Annotated in this window: 22 protein-coding genes; 10 read left to right on the forward strand and 12 right to left on the reverse strand. The window is 28.2% G+C overall.

The features are described 5' to 3' along the window. Position 1: 1 nt before the first annotated feature. Entirely contained in the window at positions 2-328 is a 327-nt protein-coding gene (locus Q0733_RS01445) for a hypothetical protein (RefSeq protein ID WP_298778047.1), read from the forward strand. Positions 329-347: 19 nt separating this feature from the next. Next, positions 348-986: an alpha/beta hydrolase gene (locus tag Q0733_RS01450; RefSeq protein WP_298778050.1), complete on the forward strand. Its 639-nt coding sequence runs from the start codon at positions 348-350 to the stop codon at positions 984-986. Positions 987-1,046: 60 nt separating this feature from the next. Here Q0733_RS01450 and Q0733_RS01455 read toward each other — a convergent pair whose 3' ends face one another. The 5 genes from Q0733_RS01455 to Q0733_RS01475 all read right to left on the reverse strand — a co-directional run bounded on the left by Q0733_RS01455 (position 1,047) and on the right by Q0733_RS01475 (position 5,114). After that, complete coding sequence (locus Q0733_RS01455) at positions 1,047-2,570, reverse strand: ATP-binding protein (protein WP_298778053.1); 1,524 nt, start codon at positions 2,568-2,570, stop codon at positions 1,047-1,049. A 3-nt stretch (positions 2,571-2,573) separates the two neighbouring features. Beyond that, positions 2,574-3,059 (reverse strand): Rab family GTPase, encoded by a 486-nt coding sequence (locus tag Q0733_RS01460; RefSeq protein WP_298778055.1) that lies wholly within the window; start codon positions 3,057-3,059, stop codon positions 2,574-2,576. After that, positions 3,059-3,877 (reverse strand): cell envelope biogenesis protein OmpA, encoded by an 819-nt coding sequence (locus tag Q0733_RS01465; protein ID WP_298778058.1) that lies wholly within the window; start codon positions 3,875-3,877, stop codon positions 3,059-3,061. Before Q0733_RS01465 ends, Q0733_RS01460 begins: the two co-directional genes overlap by 1 nt. Further along, on the reverse strand, positions 3,878-4,234 hold the full coding sequence (locus tag Q0733_RS01470; protein ID WP_298778060.1) for a hypothetical protein: 357 nt from the start codon (positions 4,232-4,234) through the stop codon (positions 3,878-3,880). A 103-nt stretch (positions 4,235-4,337) separates the two neighbouring features. After that, positions 4,338-5,114: an MBL fold metallo-hydrolase gene (locus Q0733_RS01475; protein WP_298778061.1), complete on the reverse strand. Its 777-nt coding sequence runs from the start codon at positions 5,112-5,114 to the stop codon at positions 4,338-4,340. Positions 5,115-5,191: 77 nt separating this feature from the next. Here Q0733_RS01475 and Q0733_RS01480 point away from each other — a divergent pair, with 77 nt between their 5' ends. From Q0733_RS01480 to Q0733_RS01495, 4 genes are all read left to right on the forward strand, one after another. Then, positions 5,192-6,640 (forward strand): TonB-dependent receptor, encoded by a 1,449-nt coding sequence (locus Q0733_RS01480; protein WP_298778063.1) that lies wholly within the window; start codon positions 5,192-5,194, stop codon positions 6,638-6,640. Between the two features lie 62 nt (positions 6,641-6,702). After that, positions 6,703-7,251 carry an RNA polymerase sigma factor gene (locus Q0733_RS01485; protein WP_298778065.1) on the forward strand — a complete coding sequence of 183 codons (549 nt, stop codon included), beginning with the start codon at positions 6,703-6,705 and terminating at the stop codon, positions 7,249-7,251. A gap of 31 nt (positions 7,252-7,282) precedes the next feature. Continuing rightward, on the forward strand, positions 7,283-7,822 hold the full coding sequence (locus Q0733_RS01490) for a hypothetical protein (protein ID WP_298778067.1): 540 nt from the start codon (positions 7,283-7,285) through the stop codon (positions 7,820-7,822). 12 nt (positions 7,823-7,834) lie between these two features. Further along, positions 7,835-8,287, forward strand: a complete 453-nt coding sequence (locus tag Q0733_RS01495) for a sensor of ECF-type sigma factor (protein WP_298778069.1) — start codon at positions 7,835-7,837, stop codon at positions 8,285-8,287. Positions 8,288-8,327: 40 nt separating this feature from the next. On the opposite strand, the gene Q0733_RS01500 is transcribed toward Q0733_RS01495, so the two are convergent. The 7 genes from Q0733_RS01500 to idi form a co-directional block, all read right to left on the reverse strand. After that, the gene (locus Q0733_RS01500; RefSeq protein WP_298778074.1) at positions 8,328-8,525 is read right to left on the reverse strand and encodes a hypothetical protein; all 198 of its coding nucleotides are present in this window, start codon (positions 8,523-8,525) and stop codon (positions 8,328-8,330) included. A 129-nt stretch (positions 8,526-8,654) separates the two neighbouring features. Then, the gene (locus Q0733_RS01505; RefSeq protein WP_298778077.1) at positions 8,655-8,915 is read right to left on the reverse strand and encodes a hypothetical protein; all 261 of its coding nucleotides are present in this window, start codon (positions 8,913-8,915) and stop codon (positions 8,655-8,657) included. A gap of 37 nt (positions 8,916-8,952) precedes the next feature. Next, on the reverse strand, positions 8,953-9,648 hold the full coding sequence (locus Q0733_RS01510; protein WP_298778079.1) for an HAD family hydrolase: 696 nt from the start codon (positions 9,646-9,648) through the stop codon (positions 8,953-8,955). Continuing rightward, positions 9,641-10,378, reverse strand: coding sequence for a 3-deoxy-manno-octulosonate cytidylyltransferase (kdsB, locus tag Q0733_RS01515; RefSeq protein ID WP_298778080.1), 738 nt, complete (start codon positions 10,376-10,378; stop codon positions 9,641-9,643). Before kdsB ends, Q0733_RS01510 begins: the two co-directional genes overlap by 8 nt. Positions 10,379-10,382: 4 nt before the next feature. Continuing rightward, on the reverse strand, positions 10,383-11,354 hold the full coding sequence (locus Q0733_RS01520) for a type I phosphomannose isomerase catalytic subunit (protein WP_298778081.1): 972 nt from the start codon (positions 11,352-11,354) through the stop codon (positions 10,383-10,385). 160 nt (positions 11,355-11,514) lie between these two features. Further along, on the reverse strand, positions 11,515-11,928 hold the full coding sequence (locus tag Q0733_RS01525; protein ID WP_298778084.1) for a 6-carboxytetrahydropterin synthase: 414 nt from the start codon (positions 11,926-11,928) through the stop codon (positions 11,515-11,517). After that, positions 11,921-12,439, reverse strand: a complete 519-nt coding sequence (idi, locus tag Q0733_RS01530; RefSeq protein ID WP_298778086.1) for an isopentenyl-diphosphate Delta-isomerase — start codon at positions 12,437-12,439, stop codon at positions 11,921-11,923. Before idi ends, Q0733_RS01525 begins: the two co-directional genes overlap by 8 nt. A 123-nt stretch (positions 12,440-12,562) precedes the next feature. Between idi and Q0733_RS01535 the strand changes: the two genes are divergently transcribed. The 4 genes from Q0733_RS01535 (at position 12,563) to Q0733_RS01550 (ending at position 17,603) form a co-directional block, all read left to right on the forward strand. Next, a complete protein-coding gene (locus Q0733_RS01535) occupies positions 12,563-13,261 on the forward strand; it encodes a peptidylprolyl isomerase (RefSeq protein WP_298778089.1) in 699 nt (232 codons plus the stop codon). Between the two features lie 128 nt (positions 13,262-13,389). Then, on the forward strand, positions 13,390-14,982 hold the full coding sequence (locus Q0733_RS01540) for a peptide chain release factor 3 (protein ID WP_298778092.1): 1,593 nt from the start codon (positions 13,390-13,392) through the stop codon (positions 14,980-14,982). Between the two features lie 5 nt (positions 14,983-14,987). Continuing rightward, the gene (locus Q0733_RS01545; protein ID WP_298778094.1) at positions 14,988-16,553 is read left to right on the forward strand and encodes a hypothetical protein; all 1,566 of its coding nucleotides are present in this window, start codon (positions 14,988-14,990) and stop codon (positions 16,551-16,553) included. Between the two features lie 117 nt (positions 16,554-16,670). Beyond that, positions 16,671-17,603: a peptidylprolyl isomerase gene (locus Q0733_RS01550; protein ID WP_298778096.1), complete on the forward strand. Its 933-nt coding sequence runs from the start codon at positions 16,671-16,673 to the stop codon at positions 17,601-17,603. The last annotated feature ends 2 nt before the right edge of the window (positions 17,604-17,605 follow it).

Raw genomic sequence — 17,605 nt, forward strand, 5'->3', positions numbered from 1 at the left:
AATGGAAAACCAAACGGTAAACGAAGGAAAAACAGCTGCAATTATTGCTTACATTACTATTTTAGGAACAATCATTGCCTTTTTTATGAACAACAACAAAAAAAATTCTTTTACCAGTTTCCATATTAGACAAATGATTGGCATATTCCTTTTATCAATGGCAAACAAGTATATTATTTTTGATTTTTTAGGAACTACAATTGGTCTTGTAACCTTCGCCCTTATAATTGTACTTTGGTTTATAGGTTTTGTTGGAGTTTTAAAAGGTGAAGAAAAATTAGTTCCAGTAATTGGAGAACAATTTCAAAACTGGTTTAAAGGAATTTAATCTTTTTTTTTTAGAATTTATGAGTTTACATTATATTGTTAGAGAACCTAAAGAAGCAATTAAAAATCCGCCTTTATTAATTTTATTACACGGCTACGGAAGTAATGAAAAAGATTTATTTTCTTTTGCAGAAGAATTACCAGATAATTTATTAATTGTAAGTGCGCAAGCTCCAAACTCTATGGGCTTTGGTTCTTATGCTTGGTACTCTATTAATTTTGATGATGTAAACGGTAAATTTTCTGATTTAAAAGAAGCTAAAGAGTCTATAGACAAAATAGCTGTTTTTATTGATGAAATAAAGAATAAATACCAAACAAATCCTGATAAAACGTTTTTGCTAGGATTTAGTCAAGGCGCAATTTTAAGCTATTCTTTAAGCTTATTTTACCCTAACAAAATTGAACATGTTATTGCTTTAAGCGGTTATGTAAATACGGATTTACTACCTCAAACAATATCTAAAGAAATAACAACAGATTATTACAGTTCTCACGGAACTGTAGACCAAGTTTTACCTGTTGAATGGGCAAGAAAAGGAAAACTATTTATAGAGAATTTAGGTTTAAAAATTACACACTCAGAATACCCTGTTGGACACGGAGTGGCACCTCAAAATTTTTACAGTTTTAAAGCTTGGATAGAAGGACGGTTATAAAAAATTGTTTTTCTTCTTAACTTAGTTAGATAAAAAAAAGACATCCATTTATAGTAAAACTTACAAGTGAGATTTTAAAATTTCTTTAAGTTGAACAGCCGTAAAAGGTTTAGGAATCACTTCCGAAAAACCAAGGTTTTTATAAGACTCTACGTCCTCTTTAGAGTTATTTGCTGTTAAAGCCAAAAAAGGAATTCCAGAATTTGAACTCTTCATTTCTTCTTTCCGTTTAATTAATTCATCTCCTTTTAAATTAGGCATATTTATATCCAACAAAACAATATCAAAAGAGTCTTTATTCATAGCTAAAATTGCCTCTTCTCCATCTTTTACAAATGTACCTATTACTCCTTCTTTTTTTAAAATATGGGAAACTATAGAAAGGTTCAAATAATTATCATCCGCAACTAAAATCTTTTTTCCTTTTAATGAAACGTTTTCTTTATTTTGTTTACTAAGTGAATTATTCGCTTCAGTTTCTGGCACAATTTTAAAAAGTACATCAACCGTAATTGTTGTTCCATATTTTAATAAACTATCAACTTTTATTTTACCATACATTTGATTTACCAGTCTCTTTACAATGGATAAACCTAAACCAACACCTTTATGAACCCTACTGTCACTTAATTTATTTTGTTGATATTCATCAAAAATTTTGGTAGCTTGCTCTTCTGTCATTCCTCTTCCGGTATCTTTTACTTTAAAAGATAAAAGCGCAGTTTTATCATCCGAAGAAATTAGATTTACACTTGTAGTAACAGAACCATTAGGAGTAAACTTTATGGCATTATTAATTAAGTTTGTTAATATTTGAATCAATCTAACATCATCACCATAAATTAACTTTGGTAAATTCTTATGATTATTAAAAATTAATTTAACATCTAAATCTTTATGATTGCTTTTGTAATTATTTTCAACTTGATTTAAAACTTCAACTATATTAATTGGTTCATTTGATAAAACCAGCTTCCCTGCTTCTACTCTAGATAAGTCTAAAATATCATCAACAATTACTTTTAAATTTTTGCCAGAAATAGTTAAGTACTTTAAATATTCTTTTACTGTTAAAGAAGTATTTTCTTTATTAATAAGATCTGTATAACCTAAAATTACATTTAAAGGATTTCTAACCTCATGACTCATCATCGCTAAAAAACGAGATTTCTCTTCATTTGCCTTATCAGCTATAGCACGTAATTTTATTAATTCTTCATTTTTTTTTGCCAACTCCTGCTTTAAAAAAAATAAATCATTTCTACCTTGATTTAACTTATCAACAACTTTATAAATTTTAGTTTGATTATAAATTATAACAGTTATTTGCTTGTCTGACTTATATAAATCTAAATCTACATTATACTCCTGATTATTAGACACAACAACCATCCCTTCAATAGAAAAAACCTCATTTGTAGTTAATGCATCTAAAGTTCCTATTAAAAAATTACAAACCTGATAGATAGACTCCCCAATTAAAAATTCTTTTTTAATGAAATTACCAGAATTAACACCAACAATTATCCCATTAAAATCCGTTAGGATTTCAATAAAAACATTATCAATTTTAGGAGAAATCATAAATTATAACAAAGATTGTTGTGTTAATAAAACAAATGCCTCTTCTACATTATTATTTTCTTTCGCACTAGTAATTAAATCTATGGGTACTTCTAGGTTATTTTTTATTTCTTCAATTTTCTCTACAGAAACCAAATCTTTTTTATTTCCAACAACTGTAAATTTTGAAAGTCCAGAAAGCTCTTTTACTGAGTTTAATTGACTTTTTAAATTCAAATAAGTTTCCTCCCTACTTAAATCAAAAACATACATAGCTGCGCTTGCTCCTAAAAAATATGATTTGGGTATTTTTTCATTCCCATCTACACCTGCAACATCCCAAATAAGTAATTTTACTTCTTGCCCCGTAAAACTTACAATTTTAGAACTAACACGCACACCAATTGTACTTATATAATCTTCAGAAAACTCGTTCAGAACAAATCTTTTTATTAATGAGGTTTTACCAACACCAAAGTTACCAACAAGTAAAACTTTTTTTGCTATCATTAGGGGATTAAATCGGTTTTTATAAGTACTTCTTCAATTAATACATTTAACTTAATTTCGTCTTTTAAATAAGTTCTATCTCTTAAAATAACTTCAGCTAAGTTATTTAAATTTTCAGTTAATTCTTCTTTAAACTCTGTATTTACAACCCCTGAAGTTGCCGTTGCAATATAAATTGATTTAAAATTTTGAATAGATAATTGAAAGGTTTCAAATTTAATATCTTCTAAATCCTGACCTTCTTTAGAAAAAGCATCTTCAACAAAAGACTTAATAGCTGTTAACATGCCAGAAACCATATCTTTATCTGCAATATTACCTCTAGAATAATTCCCAATTAATAGCCCTGAATTTTCTTCAATAACAAAAACTTCTTCAATAATAGGTTCAAAAACTTCCTGCAAAACATCATCAGCATCCGTTTTTTTACCTTTAAACAAACGTTTTATAATCTGTTTTACCGAAAATTTATCATGTATCGTTTTATTTATACTTTCCGTAAGTTTGGAAATTTCTGAAATAATAAATTTCTTAACTAATTTACCCATAATTGGATAAAGTGCTTCTATTACTTCATCTTGAGAATTTCTAATTTGGGTTTTAATTGTTTCAGTAATAGTGCTTCCAAAATATTCTGGAAAATTATCTTTTAAATCTTCAATTTTATCATCAATAATAGGTGTAACTTTAGCGTTAAATTTTTCACGCTCTAAAATTTCTTCCTTTAGATCATTAAAATTTTCCCTATCATCCTTTAAAAGAAGTTCTCTTAGTACATCAAAACGATTGTCTTTATTATCTACAGCCGCTTTTCCCATTTATTCTTGCAACATCAATGCAATTTTCTCTAAAGCTTTTCCTAATTTTTTCCTATCAACCTTTTCATCATCTAAATCAGCCAATCTTTTATCTAAATCATCATTTAAATCTTGAAATTTATGATCAATTAAACTTTCTAAATCAGCTAATTTGTTTTCGATATTTGTTACAGATTCTGATAAGTTTTTCCTAGATTCATCTTGTAAAGATTTAATTTTATCGTAAACATCAGCAAATTCAGTATCATATTGTTGAATATTTTCACCAAATATTAAATCTCTTACTGCTGCAATTCTGCTATCTACAACTTGGCCATCTTTATTGGGGGTTGTATTCTGTTCTGATTTTTTTGACATGAATATAGTTTTAGTCAGTTATATTAACAATTATATGTTTACTTTTTAACTTAAAAAAGTAGGTATATAAACAAATATACACTAAAAAATAAATTATAAAAATCTAAACATAAATTTTTAAACCGTCAAAGGCTAAAAATACATTTTCTGGAAGTTGTTTAGATACTTCTGAATGGAAACCTAAATTATGGCTTATGTGAGTAAAATAAGTTTTTTTAGGTTTAATTTCTTGAACGAAATCTAGAGCTTCTTGTAAATTAAAATGAGTAGGATGCTTATCAATTCTTAGTGCATTTACAATTAAAACATCTAAATTATTTAACTTTTCTTTTTCTTTTTTAGAAACACTTTTGACATCTGTTAAGTAGGCAAAATTTTGAATTCTAAATGCAGTAATAGGTAATTTACCATGTAAAACTTCTACTGGTATTATTTTTAAATTTTCAATATAAAAAGGTTTTTTATCTATTATGTTTGGCAAAACACTTGGAGCACCTGGGTATCTATTTTCTTTATTAAAAATGTACTGAAACCTTTGCTCTAAACTATTTAAGGTTTGTTTATTTAAATAAATAGGCATTGCTCCAATTTGGTAACAATATGGTCTTAAATCATCCAGTCCGGCTGTATGATCTGCATGTTCGTGTGTAAATAACACTCCATTTATTTGCTGCACTTTTTCTCGCAACATTTGTTGTCTAAAATCAGGCCCGCAATCTATAACATAGGTAAATTCATCCCAAGAAATTAAAATTGAAGAACGCAAACGCTTGTCTTTTTCATCATTTGATAAACAAACAGCATCATTGCTAGCTATCATAGGTATTCCTTGTGAAGTTCCTGTTCCTAAAAAAGTAATACTAAATTTCTTGTAATCCATTTAAACAAAAATAAGATAAAAATTGACTGATAGCACACTTATTTATTACATTTGTTTAGACAAAAACATAACCATATATGGCAATTTCTTTAAAAGGAGATCAGGAAATAAGTAGTGTACCAACTACTAAAAGCAAAGCTTTAAGAATTAATTTAAACACAGATATCTATGGTACTTTTGCCGAAATTGGCGCGGGTCAAGAAACTGCTCGTAATTTTTTTAGATCTGGTGCTGCTTCTGGTACTATAGCTAAAGCAATGAGTGCTTATGATAAAGATTTTTCTGACGCTATTTATGGAATTGAGGAAGACAAACGCTATGTAACTCAACCACGTTTACAAAGAATGTTACGTCATGAAATTGATTTAATTGAAGACCGTTTAAGCAGACAAAAACATCCAGATAAATTATTTTTTAGCTACGCAAACACAGTTACTACTATAGATTTTGCAAGAAAATTTAAAGGTCATGGCTGGGTAGGTATTCGTTTTCAGTTAGATCCTTTAGAAGACTATAATGAAATTATTTTACACTTGCGTTTTAAAGAAACAGATGCTCGTTTACAGCAAGAAACTTTAGGAATCTTAGGGGTAAATCTAATTTATGGTGCTTTTTACCTGAATGATAATCCAAAAGAATTAGTAAAATCTTTTTATGACAACTTAGGAAGCCATCAACTAGAAATAGATATGATTAACTTTTCTGGTCCACGTTTTATGTATGTAGACAATAGATTAATGAGTTTACAACTACTTAAAAACGGAATGACCAATGCTGTTATGTTTGGCCCAGATGGAAACAACTTACTACCTGCACAAGTTCTTTACAAAAAAAATATTTTAGCTTTACGTGGAAGTTTTAGACCTGTTACTAAAGTAAATATGGACATGTTTGAACAGTCTAAAAAAATGTTTTTAGCTGAAAGCAAAGTAGATGAAGCTAAAACACAAATTATTTTTGAAATAACTTTAAGTAATTTATCTGCCGAAGGCAAAATAAATGAAAGAGACTTTTTAGATAGGGCAGAATTATTGTGTTCTCTTGGACAAAATGTAATGATTACAAGTTTTCAACAATACTTTAAATTAGTTGAATACTTTAGCGAATTTACAAAAGAAAGAATGGCTTTAGCAATGGGGGTTTATAACCTTATTCAAATTTTTGATGAAAAATATTATAGAGATTTAAGTGGTGGTATTTTAGAAGCTTTTGGTAAATTATTTTACAGAGATTTAAAAGTTTACATGTACCCTTATCACGATCAAGAATCTGATGAATATATTAACAGCGAAACACTAAAAGTGCACCCTAGAATGAAAGAACTTTACAAGCATTTTAAAAATAATGGGAAACTTTTAGATATTAAAGGATTTGATAAAGACAGTTTAGATATCTTTTCTAGAAAAGTTTTAAAAATGATTAGGGATAATAAAGAAGGATGGGAAGAAATGTTGCCAGAAGGAATCGCAGAAACAATTAAACAGAAAAGGTTATTTGGTTATTCTAGATCAAGAGTAAGAAAATAATTTTTAATCCCTTTTTAAATTAAACCTTTTACATATTTTTCTGTCTTAGAAAAAAAACTTATTTGATTGAAGAAAGTACTTTAGTAGCAGAACTACAAAATACAAACACAAAAGAAAAAGCGTTTCGTGTATTGATTAACCAATACAAAGAGCGTTTGTATTGGCATATTCGAAAAATTGTAATTTCTCATGATGATACAGATGATGTTTTACAAAATACTTTTATTAAAATATTTAAAAATATAGACAAATTTAACCAAGAAAGTAAATTGTATTCTTGGATGTATAGAATTGCAACAAATGAATCTATTACGTTTATAAACAAAAGAGCTAAAGAAAGAAATATTGATATTTCAGAAATACATTCTCACTTAGTTTCCTCTTTAGAAAGTGATAGTTTTTTTTCTGGTGATGAAATTCAGCTAATTTTACAAAAAGCAATTGCTACATTACCAACAAAACAACAACTTGTTTTTAATATGAAGTATTTTGATGATTTAAAATATGATGAAATCTCAAAAATATTAGAAACATCAATTGGAGCATTAAAATCATCTTACTTTCATGCAGTCAAGAAAATAGAAAAATATATAAAATCAAAAACAAATTAAACCTTTTGTAAAAAAAGAGGTCTAAATAATAATGGAGAACGAACTTAAAAGTAGTATTGATTATATCAATAAAAAAACCACCAAAGAAACTGGTTTTTCTATTCCTTCAAATTATTTAAATAATTTAGAAGATACTATACTATTAAAAATCTCTGAAGAAAATTTAAGTAATAATTCTGGTTTTAAAACTCCACAAAATTATTTTGACACATTAGAACATGCTATTTTATCTAAAGTTATTACATCTAAAAAAGAACCGAAAGTAATTTCTTTTAAAGAGAGAGTTTTTAAAATAATTCCTTTTGCTGCCGCTGCTTCAATAGTACTATTTATTAGTTTAAACTCTTTTATTTTTAACACCAATGATAAATTAACATTTGATTCTTTAAATGATACAGATATTGAATATTGGTTAGAAAATAATAACATTAATACAATGGATATATCTGAAATTATTGCAGTAGATATTCTAAAAGAAAATGATTTTTCTATGGCAAATATTTCTGATGAAAATATTGAAGAATATATTAATTCAATTGACGACATTATTATAATAGATGAGATTGATTAAAAAACATTTATAATGAAAACAAAAACAACACTTTTATTAATTTTATTTTTTTGTAGCACCTATTTATTTGCACAAAGAAACAAAGAAAGCAGTAAAAAAATTATGGCCTTAAAAGTTTCTCACCTTACAGAAACTCTTAATTTAACAACTGAGGAAGCTCAAAAATTTTGGCCAATTTATAATGAACATGAATCTATTTCTAATAAATTTATTAGAAATAAATTTCTAGAAATTAAAAATGAAATTAAAAAGGCAGGTGACTTAGATAAGTTAAATGAAGAAAGAGCCGTTATTCTTTTTGAAAGAATTCAGTCTTTAGAAAAGCAAAAATTTGAAGAAAACCAAAAATATATTGCTAATCTAAAACAAATTTTACCCATAAAAAAAATATTAAAACTTAAGATAGCTGAAAGAGAATTTGGTAGAAAATTAATGAGAAAATATCGCCAAAAAAGAAAAGAATAAAATATTGAGCATTAAAAAAGGAAGCTTTTAGCTTCCCTTTTTAGTTTATTAAACTACTCATTGAAGAGTATAATTCAGGTTTATTAGAGGTAAATTCTCTTAGCCAAATGGTTAATTCTTTAATCTCATAAGGCAATAATCTATTTAAAGCTTTTTCTAATTCTTTACAAAATAAATCAGAATTAAAGCTTACTTTTTTTAGTACAGTTTTAGTGTACTCAAACATTGCTCTAGCCATTTATTAATAATTTATTATAACATTTAAACGTTAACTAAATCGTTTTAGTATATATAACAAATTTAATAAAAAAACCAACACCTGTTATTGATGTTGGTCTTAAAAAATTGTTTAATTTTTGTTAAAAAATTATAACCCGTTAATTTTTTCAACTAAAGCTTTAGCTTTTGTTTCTAATTCTTGATTTAACGATTTAAAATGAGCTTTCTTATTCTCAACATTTTTAGTATTAATTTGAGCAATTAATCCATCAAAAGTATTAATAGCTTCATCAATAATTTCATCTCCTTTTTTTTGCTCATTTTTTAAAACAGAGACATCAATTGCATATTCAATTACATCTCCTAAAACATAATTAATATCTTTTTTTAAGTTTTTTATACTTGCCATAATTTATATTAAATTTATTACTGCAAAAGTAATCTTTTTATTGCAAAAAAGGTAACACTTGCTGGATATTTGATACTGTTGTATATTTTATTTTAGATTGATTTTCTTTTGATACTTCTTCATGAGCCCAAGTTGTATGAAAAGGGACATGAATTGCCTTAGCTCCTATTTTTATAAGAGGTAAAACATCAGACTTAAGAGAGTTTCCTATCATTAATAATTCTGATGGACGGATATCTAAATGTTTTACCAACTTTAGATAGTCATTTTCCTTTTTATCGCTCATCACTTCTATATGATGAAAATATTTAAGCAAACCTGATTTTTCTAATTTACGCTCTTGATCTAACAAATCGCCTTTTGTAGCAACAATTAGTTTATATCTACCTTGTAAGGATTTTAGCACATCTTCTACTCCATCAATCAATTCTATTGACTTTTGCAACATTTCTTTACCAATGCTTAAAATTTGCTGGATTTTTTGTTGAGAAATTTGATAATTAGAAAGTTCTAACGCGCATTCAATCATTGATAAAACAAAACCTTTTACACCATAACCGTAAATTTCTAGATTTTTAATTTCTGTTTTAAAAAGCTCTTGGTCTATTTTATTTTTAGTTTCATAATCAGCAAGTAATTTTGCGAATTTATTTTCAGCATCTCTAAAATAGGTTTCATTTACCCATAAAGTATCATCTGCATCAAAGGCAATTACTTTGCACTTTTTATACATTACTATTCAACAATTTAATTGCTTTTTCTAAATCTTCAGGAGTATCAATCCCTACAGCTTCAATATCTGTTTCTACCATTTTAATTTTCTTACCAATTTCTTGATATCTAATAGCTTCAATTTTTTCTGCAGCTTCTAAAGGTGTAATTGGCGTGTGATAAAAATCGATTAAAGCTTGTTTTCTAAATGCATAAACTCCTTTATGTTTATAATACTTTACCTCAATTTCTTTGTCTCTATAAAAAGGAATTACACTTCTAGAAAAATAAATAGCCATGTTATTTACATCAGTAATAACCTTTACATTATTAGGGTTTTCAATATCTTCTTTATTGGTAATTTGTACTTTTAAAGACGCTAAATCCACTTCTTCATTAGTATCTTTTTTAAAAACATCTACTAATTTTGTGAGCGAAACTGTATCAATAAAAGGTTCATCACCTTGAACATTAATAACAATATCAGCATCAATATTTTCTACGGCTTCAGCAATTCTATCAGAACCACATTCGTGTTCTTTTTTACTCATTATAGCCTTACCTCCTACATTTTCTATCACACTAAAAATTACATCAGAATCTGTAACAATATAAACATCGTCAAATAAATTGGTCTGCAAAGCTGCTTTATAAGTCCTTAAAATAACAGGCTCACCACCTAAATCTTTCATTAATTTACCTGGAAAACGCGATGCACTATAACGTGCAGGAATCATAGCAATTACCCTCATATATTTATTTTATATAAACCTCTAAAAGTTCTGATTTTATAATTGAGGAAATTTTAACGTTTTTAATACTAGCTGGTATTAAAATAGTTTCTCCTGTTTTTAAAACTTCTATTTGTTTTTCATATTGAAAACTTACCTCACCATCAACACACATGTAAATTACAAAACTATCTTTTTCATTATGATTTACCTCAACATCACCTAAAACAGCTAAAACATTAGTTGTAAAATATGGACAAGAAACAATTTGAGAAGCAATATTTTCTTTTTTAGAATATGTTGTCTGATAAGAGTCTTTAATTGAATAATCAATAGCGTCTAATGCTTCTTCAGTGTGTAAATCCCTAAATGTTCCATCAGGATTTGATCTATCCCAATCATAAATTCTGTAAGTAATATCTGAAGTTTGTTGAATTTCAGCTAACATAACTCCTGCTCCAATTGCATGTACTCTTCCTGTCGGAATAAAATAAACATCACCTTTATTTACTTCATCTACATTTAAGATATCTAATAATGATTTATTTTCTAAATGTTTTAAATATTCTACTGATGTTACCTCTTTTTTAAAACCAACAATAAGATTAGCTTTTTTATCGGCTTGCATTACATACCACATTTCTGTTTTACCAAAAGAATTATGGCGTTTTTTTGCTAAATCATCATGAGGGTGTAATTGAATACTTAATGCCTCTTTAGCATCAATAAATTTAATTAATAACGGGAATTTATCACCAAAACGGTCATAAATTTTATCACCTACTAAATCACCTTTAAATTCTGAAATAAGTTCTTTTAAATTCTTTCCTTTTAAACTTCCATTTAGGACGATAGAAGGTTCATTTTTAACATCAGAAATCTCCCAACTTTCACCAACATTTTTTTTATCAGAATCCTTATTTAAAAGTTTGTTTAATTTTTCTCCTCCCCAAATTTTATCTTTTAAAATTGGTTCAAACCTTAATAGTTGATTCATATTTTTAAATAATATTTTAAAATCAAATTTACAGTAATTATATCATTTTCAATTGAAAAAAAGAATACCAAATTTTTATTATTACAATTTACTCTTAATAAAAATAAATTATTAAGAGATGTATTAAAGAAGCAAGGTTATTCTAATTATCAACAACTTTTTATTCACCTGAATAACTCACAAAATTTCTTTGAGTTTCATACAAAGTAATTTTTAAATCTAAATGATTTGGAATGTGTTTTTGCAATTTGTTATAAATAACTACTGATATATTTTCTGCTGTAGGATTCAAATTTTGAAATTCTTCAACTTCAATGTTTAAGTTTTTATGATCTAGACAATCTTCAATTTCTGTTTTAATTAGATCTCTTAAAATACCTAAATCAAACACAAAACCAGTTTCTTGGTTAATTTCTCCTGTTAAAGATACAATCAACTCATAATTATGCCCATGATAATTAGGATTGCTACATTTACCAAAAACTTCATAATTTCTAGCATCAGACCAATCTTTTCTAAACAACCTGTGAGCCGCATTAAAATGTGCTTTTCTATGAACGGTAACTTTAGACATTTGTTAGTTTTTCGTAAGATTCTTTAAATATAATTTTAAACCACTCTGTATATTCATTCGGTTTTTTCTCTATATCAGATTTTACATCAGTAAGAAGCATCCATTTATAATCTTCAACTTCTTCTTTATTGATGTTTGGTTCTTCTTCAAAATAACCAACCAAAACATGATCTAACTCATGCTCAGTTAAACCATTATCAAAAGGTGCTTTGTAAATAAAAGAAAATACTTCTTTAATTTCAGTTACAAACCCCATTTCTTCTTGTAATCTTCTTTTTCCTGCTTCAATATTAGTTTCACCTTCTCTTTGATGAGAACAACAAGTATTTGTCCACAATAAGGGAGAATGGTATTTATGCGCCGCTCTTTGTTGCAACATTAATTCTCCTTTTTTATTAAAAATAAAAACAGAAAAAGCTCTATGTAAAACAGCTTTTTCATGCGCTTCCATTTTAGCCATTGTACCAATTTGATTGTCGTTTTTATCAACTAAAATCACTTGTTCTTCCATATTTGCAAATATAATGTAATCAAATAGTAATAAAACTTAAAATTGTAATAAAACCATCAGATTTTTCTATTGTTTTATTTTGATGATTTATATTTGAAAATCCTTAAAAACAAGATTAAAAAAGTGAAAGTTCTCTTAAAAATAACATTTATTATCATTATTATTTTCTTTTATCAATGTGATAAAGATAAAAAAATAAGAAAAAACTCTGTAGATATAAAAAAGAAGGAAACACAAAAAAATAAAAAAGAAAAAGAAATAATAAAACGTTGGGATAGCTTAAATAGCAAAAATGTTGAAGCTTTTTTTACAGCGTATGGTCAACAAAATAAAGAAACAAAAATTATTATTAAAACCAAATTTGGGAATATAAAACTGCGTTTATATGAAGATGTACCTATACACAGAGCAAATTTTATTTTTTTAACCAAAATAAAATATTTTAATACCACAGAAATTTATAGAGTTGCTAAAAACTTTGTAATACAAGGCGGAAACTCTGATGAAACCTATACAACAAAACAAAGAAGGTTGTATGGCAATTATAGAATAAAACCTGAATTTAAAAGTAATAGAAAGCATAAATATGGTGCTTTAGCAGCAGCCAGATCTTGGACAAATAATCCAAATAAACTATCTAATCCGTTTGAGTTTTATATGGTGCATAATAGAAACGGCGCACATCATTTAAATAAAGAACATACTGTTTTTGGTGAAGTTATTTCTGGTTTTGACACCATGGATAAAATCTCTAAAGTTAAAGTTGGTAAAGATGAATGGCCAACAGAGGATATTAGAATGACAATTGAAATTGTTGAATAAGTACTTATTTTTTAATGAAAAAATCTTAAAATAAAAAAAGATACAACTATATTTTATATGGTTATCCCTTTAAAAACAGTATAATAAATTATAGAATAAAACCTATCTTTGCACCTCAAAATTTTTAGATGAGTTTTTTAAAAGAAATAGCACGTAGAAGAACATTTGGAATCATTTCTCACCCCGATGCAGGTAAAACTACATTAACTGAAAAGTTGTTATTATTTGGTGGTGCAATCCAGGAAGCTGGAGCTGTAAAAAACAATAAAATTAAGAAAGGAGCAACTTCCGATTTTATGGAAATTGAACGCCAAAGAGGTATTTCTGTTGCTACTTCAGTCTTAGCTTTTATATATAAAGACAAAAAAATAAATATATTAGATACTCCTGGTCACAAAGATTTTGCTGAAGATACTTTTAGAACCTTAACAGCTGTAGATAGCGTTATTGTTGTTATTGATGTTGCAAAAGGTGTAGAACCTCAAACTGAAAAATTAGTGGAAGTTTGTAGAATGAGGAGTATACCCATGTTGGTTTTTATCAATAAATTGGATAGAGAAGGAAAAGATGCTTTTGATTTATTAGACGAAGTTGAACAAAAATTAGGTTTAACAGTAACCCCAATGAGTTTCCCTATTGGAATGGGCTATGATTTTAAAGGAATTTACAACATTTGGGAAAAGAAATTAAATTTATTCTCTGGGGATAATAAAACTTCTATTTCTGAAGGTATTGAGTTTGATGATTTATCAAACCCTGAACTAGATACTATTGTTGGAGAAACTGCTGCAGAAACTTTACGTGAAGAAATTGAATTGATAAGTGAAGTCTACCCAGAGTTTGACAGAGATTCTTACCTGAGTGGCTCACTACAGCCTGTGTTTTTTGGTTCTGCTTTAAATAATTTTGGTGTAAAAGAATTACTAGATGCATTTATTGAAATTGCACCTTCTCCACAGCCTAAAAAAGCTGAAGAACGTTTAGTTGATTCTAAAGAAGAAAAACTAACGGGTTTTGTATTTAAAATTCATGCAAATATGGATCCTAAACACAGAGATAGATTAGCATTTATTAAAATTGTTTCTGGTACTTTTAAAAGAAACTCTCCTTATTTACATGTAAGAAATGGTAAAAAGGTAAAATTTTCTAGCCCAAATGCATTTTTCGCAGAAAAAAAAGAAATTGTAGATATATCTTATCCTGGTGATATTGTTGGTATACACGATACTGGAAATTTTAAAATTGGAGATACTCTAACGGAAGGAGAAAAATTGAATTTTAAAGGAATTCCTAGTTTTTCACCCGAACATTTTAGATATGTAAATAATGCTGATCCAATGAAATCTAAACAATTATACAAAGGTTTAGATCAATTAATGGATGAAGGTGTTGCGCAACTATTTACTTTAGATATGAATGGAAGAAGAGTTATTGGTACAGTTGGAGCCTTACAATATGAAGTTATACAATATCGTTTAGAACATGAATATGGCGCAAAATGCACCTATGAAAACTTAAATGTTTATAAAGCTTGCTGGGTAGAACCTGAAGATATTAAAAACGATGAGTTTAAAGATTTTAAACGCGTTAAACAACGTTATTTAGCTAAAGATAAACAAGGTCAATTAGTGTTTTTAGCAGATTCTGAATTTACAATTCAAATGACTCAAAGTAAATATCCTTCAGTAAAATTGCATTTTACAAGTGAATTTAAAAATTAGAAATCGTGAAAAAAGTACTTCTTTTAACCTTTACAATAATTAGTTATTTTCAAGCATATTCCCAAACCTATAATTTATCCGATTTAAAACCCAAAGAGCTACATAATAACATCAGGTTAAATTACATTTTAGTTCATCAACCTGACGAATTGGTAAGCTATAATTTGCAGCCAACAATGGGATTTGTTGGTTTAAACTATAATATTCCTTTAACAGACTGGTTGTATACAGGTGCTGGTTTTCATACTGCAATTACTGGAGATCAAGGTGGTTTATTTACTTTAGGGGTGAATTTAGGGGTAAATCTGCCTATTTATAAAAATTTATATTTCGATGCTAATGTTCACTTTGGTGGTGGAGGCGGATATCGTTCACTTGTAAATGGTGGTGGGATTTTATATCCTAATGCAGGTTTACAATACAAAAAAAATGGCTATTCTTTTGGAGTTCAATATGGGTATGTAAACTTTTTTACTGGAATTCAAAAAAATGACAATGTTTCTTTCTTTATTGAAATACCAACTTTATTAAGAACCAGTTCGTATGCAAACGCACAAAAAGCATTTACAGTAAATAATAAATCAAAAGATGAGTTTTGGAAAAAACCTGCTGTAAAAAGTGTTCAACAAATAACTTTTGATTATTTCTTTCCTATTGGAGATTCAAGATCAGATGCAAGTACAACTCCACAATATTACCCTTTAACAAATACACTTTCTATTCTAGGTTTTGAATATCAACGTTATTTAACGGAAGATACTTTTGTTTACGCACATGTAGATGCCATGTATGCCGGATTAACAGCTGGTTTTATGGATTTGTTTTTTGGAATTGGAAAAAACTTTGTAGAAACTAGATATGTAAATTTCTTTGCTAAAATGGGGATTGGAGCTGCTGGTGGAAGAATTTATCCTGAAAATGGTTTAACAATTTATCCTAATGCTGGTTTTGATGTAAAAGTTACAGACAATTTTGGTGTAAGTGCACATGGCGGATATCATAGATCGGTTGGTGGTACTTTTGAAGCTTATACAGCTGGTTTTAGCTTAAAATATTATGGTTTGAGTGGTGGAATAAAAGACCCTTTTTCTAAGGAAGAAATTACAGAAATTAAAACACAAGGAATTCAATTAGGGGTGCAAAATCAAACTTATTTTGATGTGGCAAAATTCGGAATTCCATATAGCAATTTACAATTAATAGGATTAAAAGTTCAATATGATTTAAACCACCGTTTTTATTTAGCTGGTGAAGCCTCATTTGCTTACGAAGGCGAATCTGGAGGGTATGCTCATGGAATTTTTGGATTAGGATTAAAAAGTAATAAGTTTTTTAATGATAAATTTTCTGCATTTTTAGAAACAAGTGCAGGCGTTGCAGGTGGTGGAAGAGTAGATTCTGGTGAAGGTATTTTGGTTAGACCAACTGTGGGAATTAATTATCATGTTAGTAACGATTTATCTTTCAACCTAGCTGGAGGACAAATGTGGTCTCCATTTGGTAATGTAAATTCAACAAACATAAACATAGGTTTATCTTATGGTTTATCCATTTTAAATGCAAAAAAATAATTTGTTCTGAACTTGTTTTCAGAAACTAAATAAATGTCAGTTCGAGCGCAGTCGAAAACTATTAAATTTTTAAAATATCTCGACTGCGCTCGAGAAAAAAATAAAAAAACGATTAAAATGAATAACGGAATCTACGCAAAATTCACTACATCAAAAGGTGATATTTTAGTACAATTAGAACAAGAAAAAACGCCTGGAACTGTTGGAAACTTTGTAGCTTTGGCAGAAGGTAATTTAGAAAACTCTGCGAAAAATCAAGGAACTCCATATTATGATGGTTTAAAGTTTCACAGAGTAATACCAGATTTTATGATTCAAGGTGGTTGTCCACTAGGAACAGGAACAGGGAATCCTGGTTATAAATTTGATGATGAATTTCATCCAGATTTAAAACATGACGCACCAGGTAAATTAGCAATGGCTAATTCTGGACCAGCAACAAACGGAAGTCAATTTTACATTACACATGTTCCAACACCTTGGTTAGATGGTAAACATACAGTTTTTGGGTCAGTTGTAGAGGGACAAGATATTGTTGATGCAATTGCACAAGGAGATGAATTGACATCAGTAAAAATTATTAGAGTTGGTGCAGATGCAGAAGCTTTTAACGCAGTTGAAGCTTTTAGAACTTTTGAAGGGGCAAGAGAAAAAAGAGAAGCTGAAGTAAAAGCAAAACAAAAAGAATTATTAGATTCTGTTGCTGCTGGTTATGATGAAACTGCAAGCGGTTTACGTTATCAAATATTACAAAAAGGAACAGGAAAACAAGCAACAAAAGGTGCTGGTGTTTCTGTACATTATAAAGGACAATTATTAGACGGAACTGTTTTTGATTCATCATACAAAAGAAAGCAACCAATTGATTTTAATGTAGGTGTTGGTCAAGTAATTGCAGGTTGGGATGAAGGAATTCAATTATTAAAAGTTGGAGATAAAGCACGTTTTGTAATACCTTCTGATTTAGCCTACGGTTCTGCTGGAGCTGGAGGAGTAATACCACCAGATGCCACTCTTATTTTTGATGTTGAATTAATGGCAGTATCATAACA

The organism is uncultured Polaribacter sp. (genome assembly GCF_947500975.1).
Lineage (GTDB): Bacteria > Bacteroidota > Bacteroidia > Flavobacteriales > Flavobacteriaceae > Polaribacter.

Bases quoted from the DNA above. Each gene is read 5' to 3' on its own strand.
- Q0733_RS01505 (WP_298778077.1), bottom strand. From the start codon at position 8,915: ATGGCAAGTATAAAAAACTTAAAAAAAGATATTAATTATGTTTTAGGA.
- Q0733_RS01495 (WP_298778069.1), top strand. From the start codon at position 7,835: ATGAAAACAAAAACAACACTTTTATTAATTTTATTTTTTTGTAGCACC.
- Q0733_RS01460 (WP_298778055.1), bottom strand. From the start codon at position 3,059: ATGATAGCAAAAAAAGTTTTACTTGTTGGTAACTTTGGTGTTGGTAAA.
- Q0733_RS01490 (WP_298778067.1), top strand. From the start codon at position 7,283: ATGGAGAACGAACTTAAAAGTAGTATTGATTATATCAATAAAAAAACC.
- Q0733_RS01455 (WP_298778053.1), bottom strand. From the start codon at position 2,570: ATGATTTCTCCTAAAATTGATAATGTTTTTATTGAAATCCTAACGGAT.
- Q0733_RS01550 (WP_298778096.1), top strand. From the start codon at position 16,671: ATGAATAACGGAATCTACGCAAAATTCACTACATCAAAAGGTGATATT.
- kdsB (WP_298778080.1), bottom strand. From the start codon at position 10,378: ATGAGGGTAATTGCTATGATTCCTGCACGTTATAGTGCATCGCGTTTT.
- Q0733_RS01510 (WP_298778079.1), bottom strand. From the start codon at position 9,648: ATGTATAAAAAGTGCAAAGTAATTGCCTTTGATGCAGATGATACTTTA.
- Q0733_RS01540 (WP_298778092.1), top strand. From the start codon at position 13,390: ATGAGTTTTTTAAAAGAAATAGCACGTAGAAGAACATTTGGAATCATT.
- Q0733_RS01470 (WP_298778060.1), bottom strand. From the start codon at position 4,234: ATGTCAAAAAAATCAGAACAGAATACAACCCCCAATAAAGATGGCCAA.
- Q0733_RS01480 (WP_298778063.1), top strand. From the start codon at position 5,192: ATGGCAATTTCTTTAAAAGGAGATCAGGAAATAAGTAGTGTACCAACT.
- Q0733_RS01465 (WP_298778058.1), bottom strand. From the start codon at position 3,877: ATGGGAAAAGCGGCTGTAGATAATAAAGACAATCGTTTTGATGTACTA.
- Q0733_RS01525 (WP_298778084.1), bottom strand. From the start codon at position 11,928: ATGTCTAAAGTTACCGTTCATAGAAAAGCACATTTTAATGCGGCTCAC.
- idi (WP_298778086.1), bottom strand. From the start codon at position 12,439: ATGGAAGAACAAGTGATTTTAGTTGATAAAAACGACAATCAAATTGGT.
- Q0733_RS01450 (WP_298778050.1), top strand. From the start codon at position 348: ATGAGTTTACATTATATTGTTAGAGAACCTAAAGAAGCAATTAAAAAT.
- Q0733_RS01500 (WP_298778074.1), bottom strand. From the start codon at position 8,525: ATGGCTAGAGCAATGTTTGAGTACACTAAAACTGTACTAAAAAAAGTA.
- Q0733_RS01445 (WP_298778047.1), top strand. From the start codon at position 2: ATGGAAAACCAAACGGTAAACGAAGGAAAAACAGCTGCAATTATTGCT.
- Q0733_RS01475 (WP_298778061.1), bottom strand. From the start codon at position 5,114: ATGGATTACAAGAAATTTAGTATTACTTTTTTAGGAACAGGAACTTCA.
- Q0733_RS01520 (WP_298778081.1), bottom strand. From the start codon at position 11,354: ATGAATCAACTATTAAGGTTTGAACCAATTTTAAAAGATAAAATTTGG.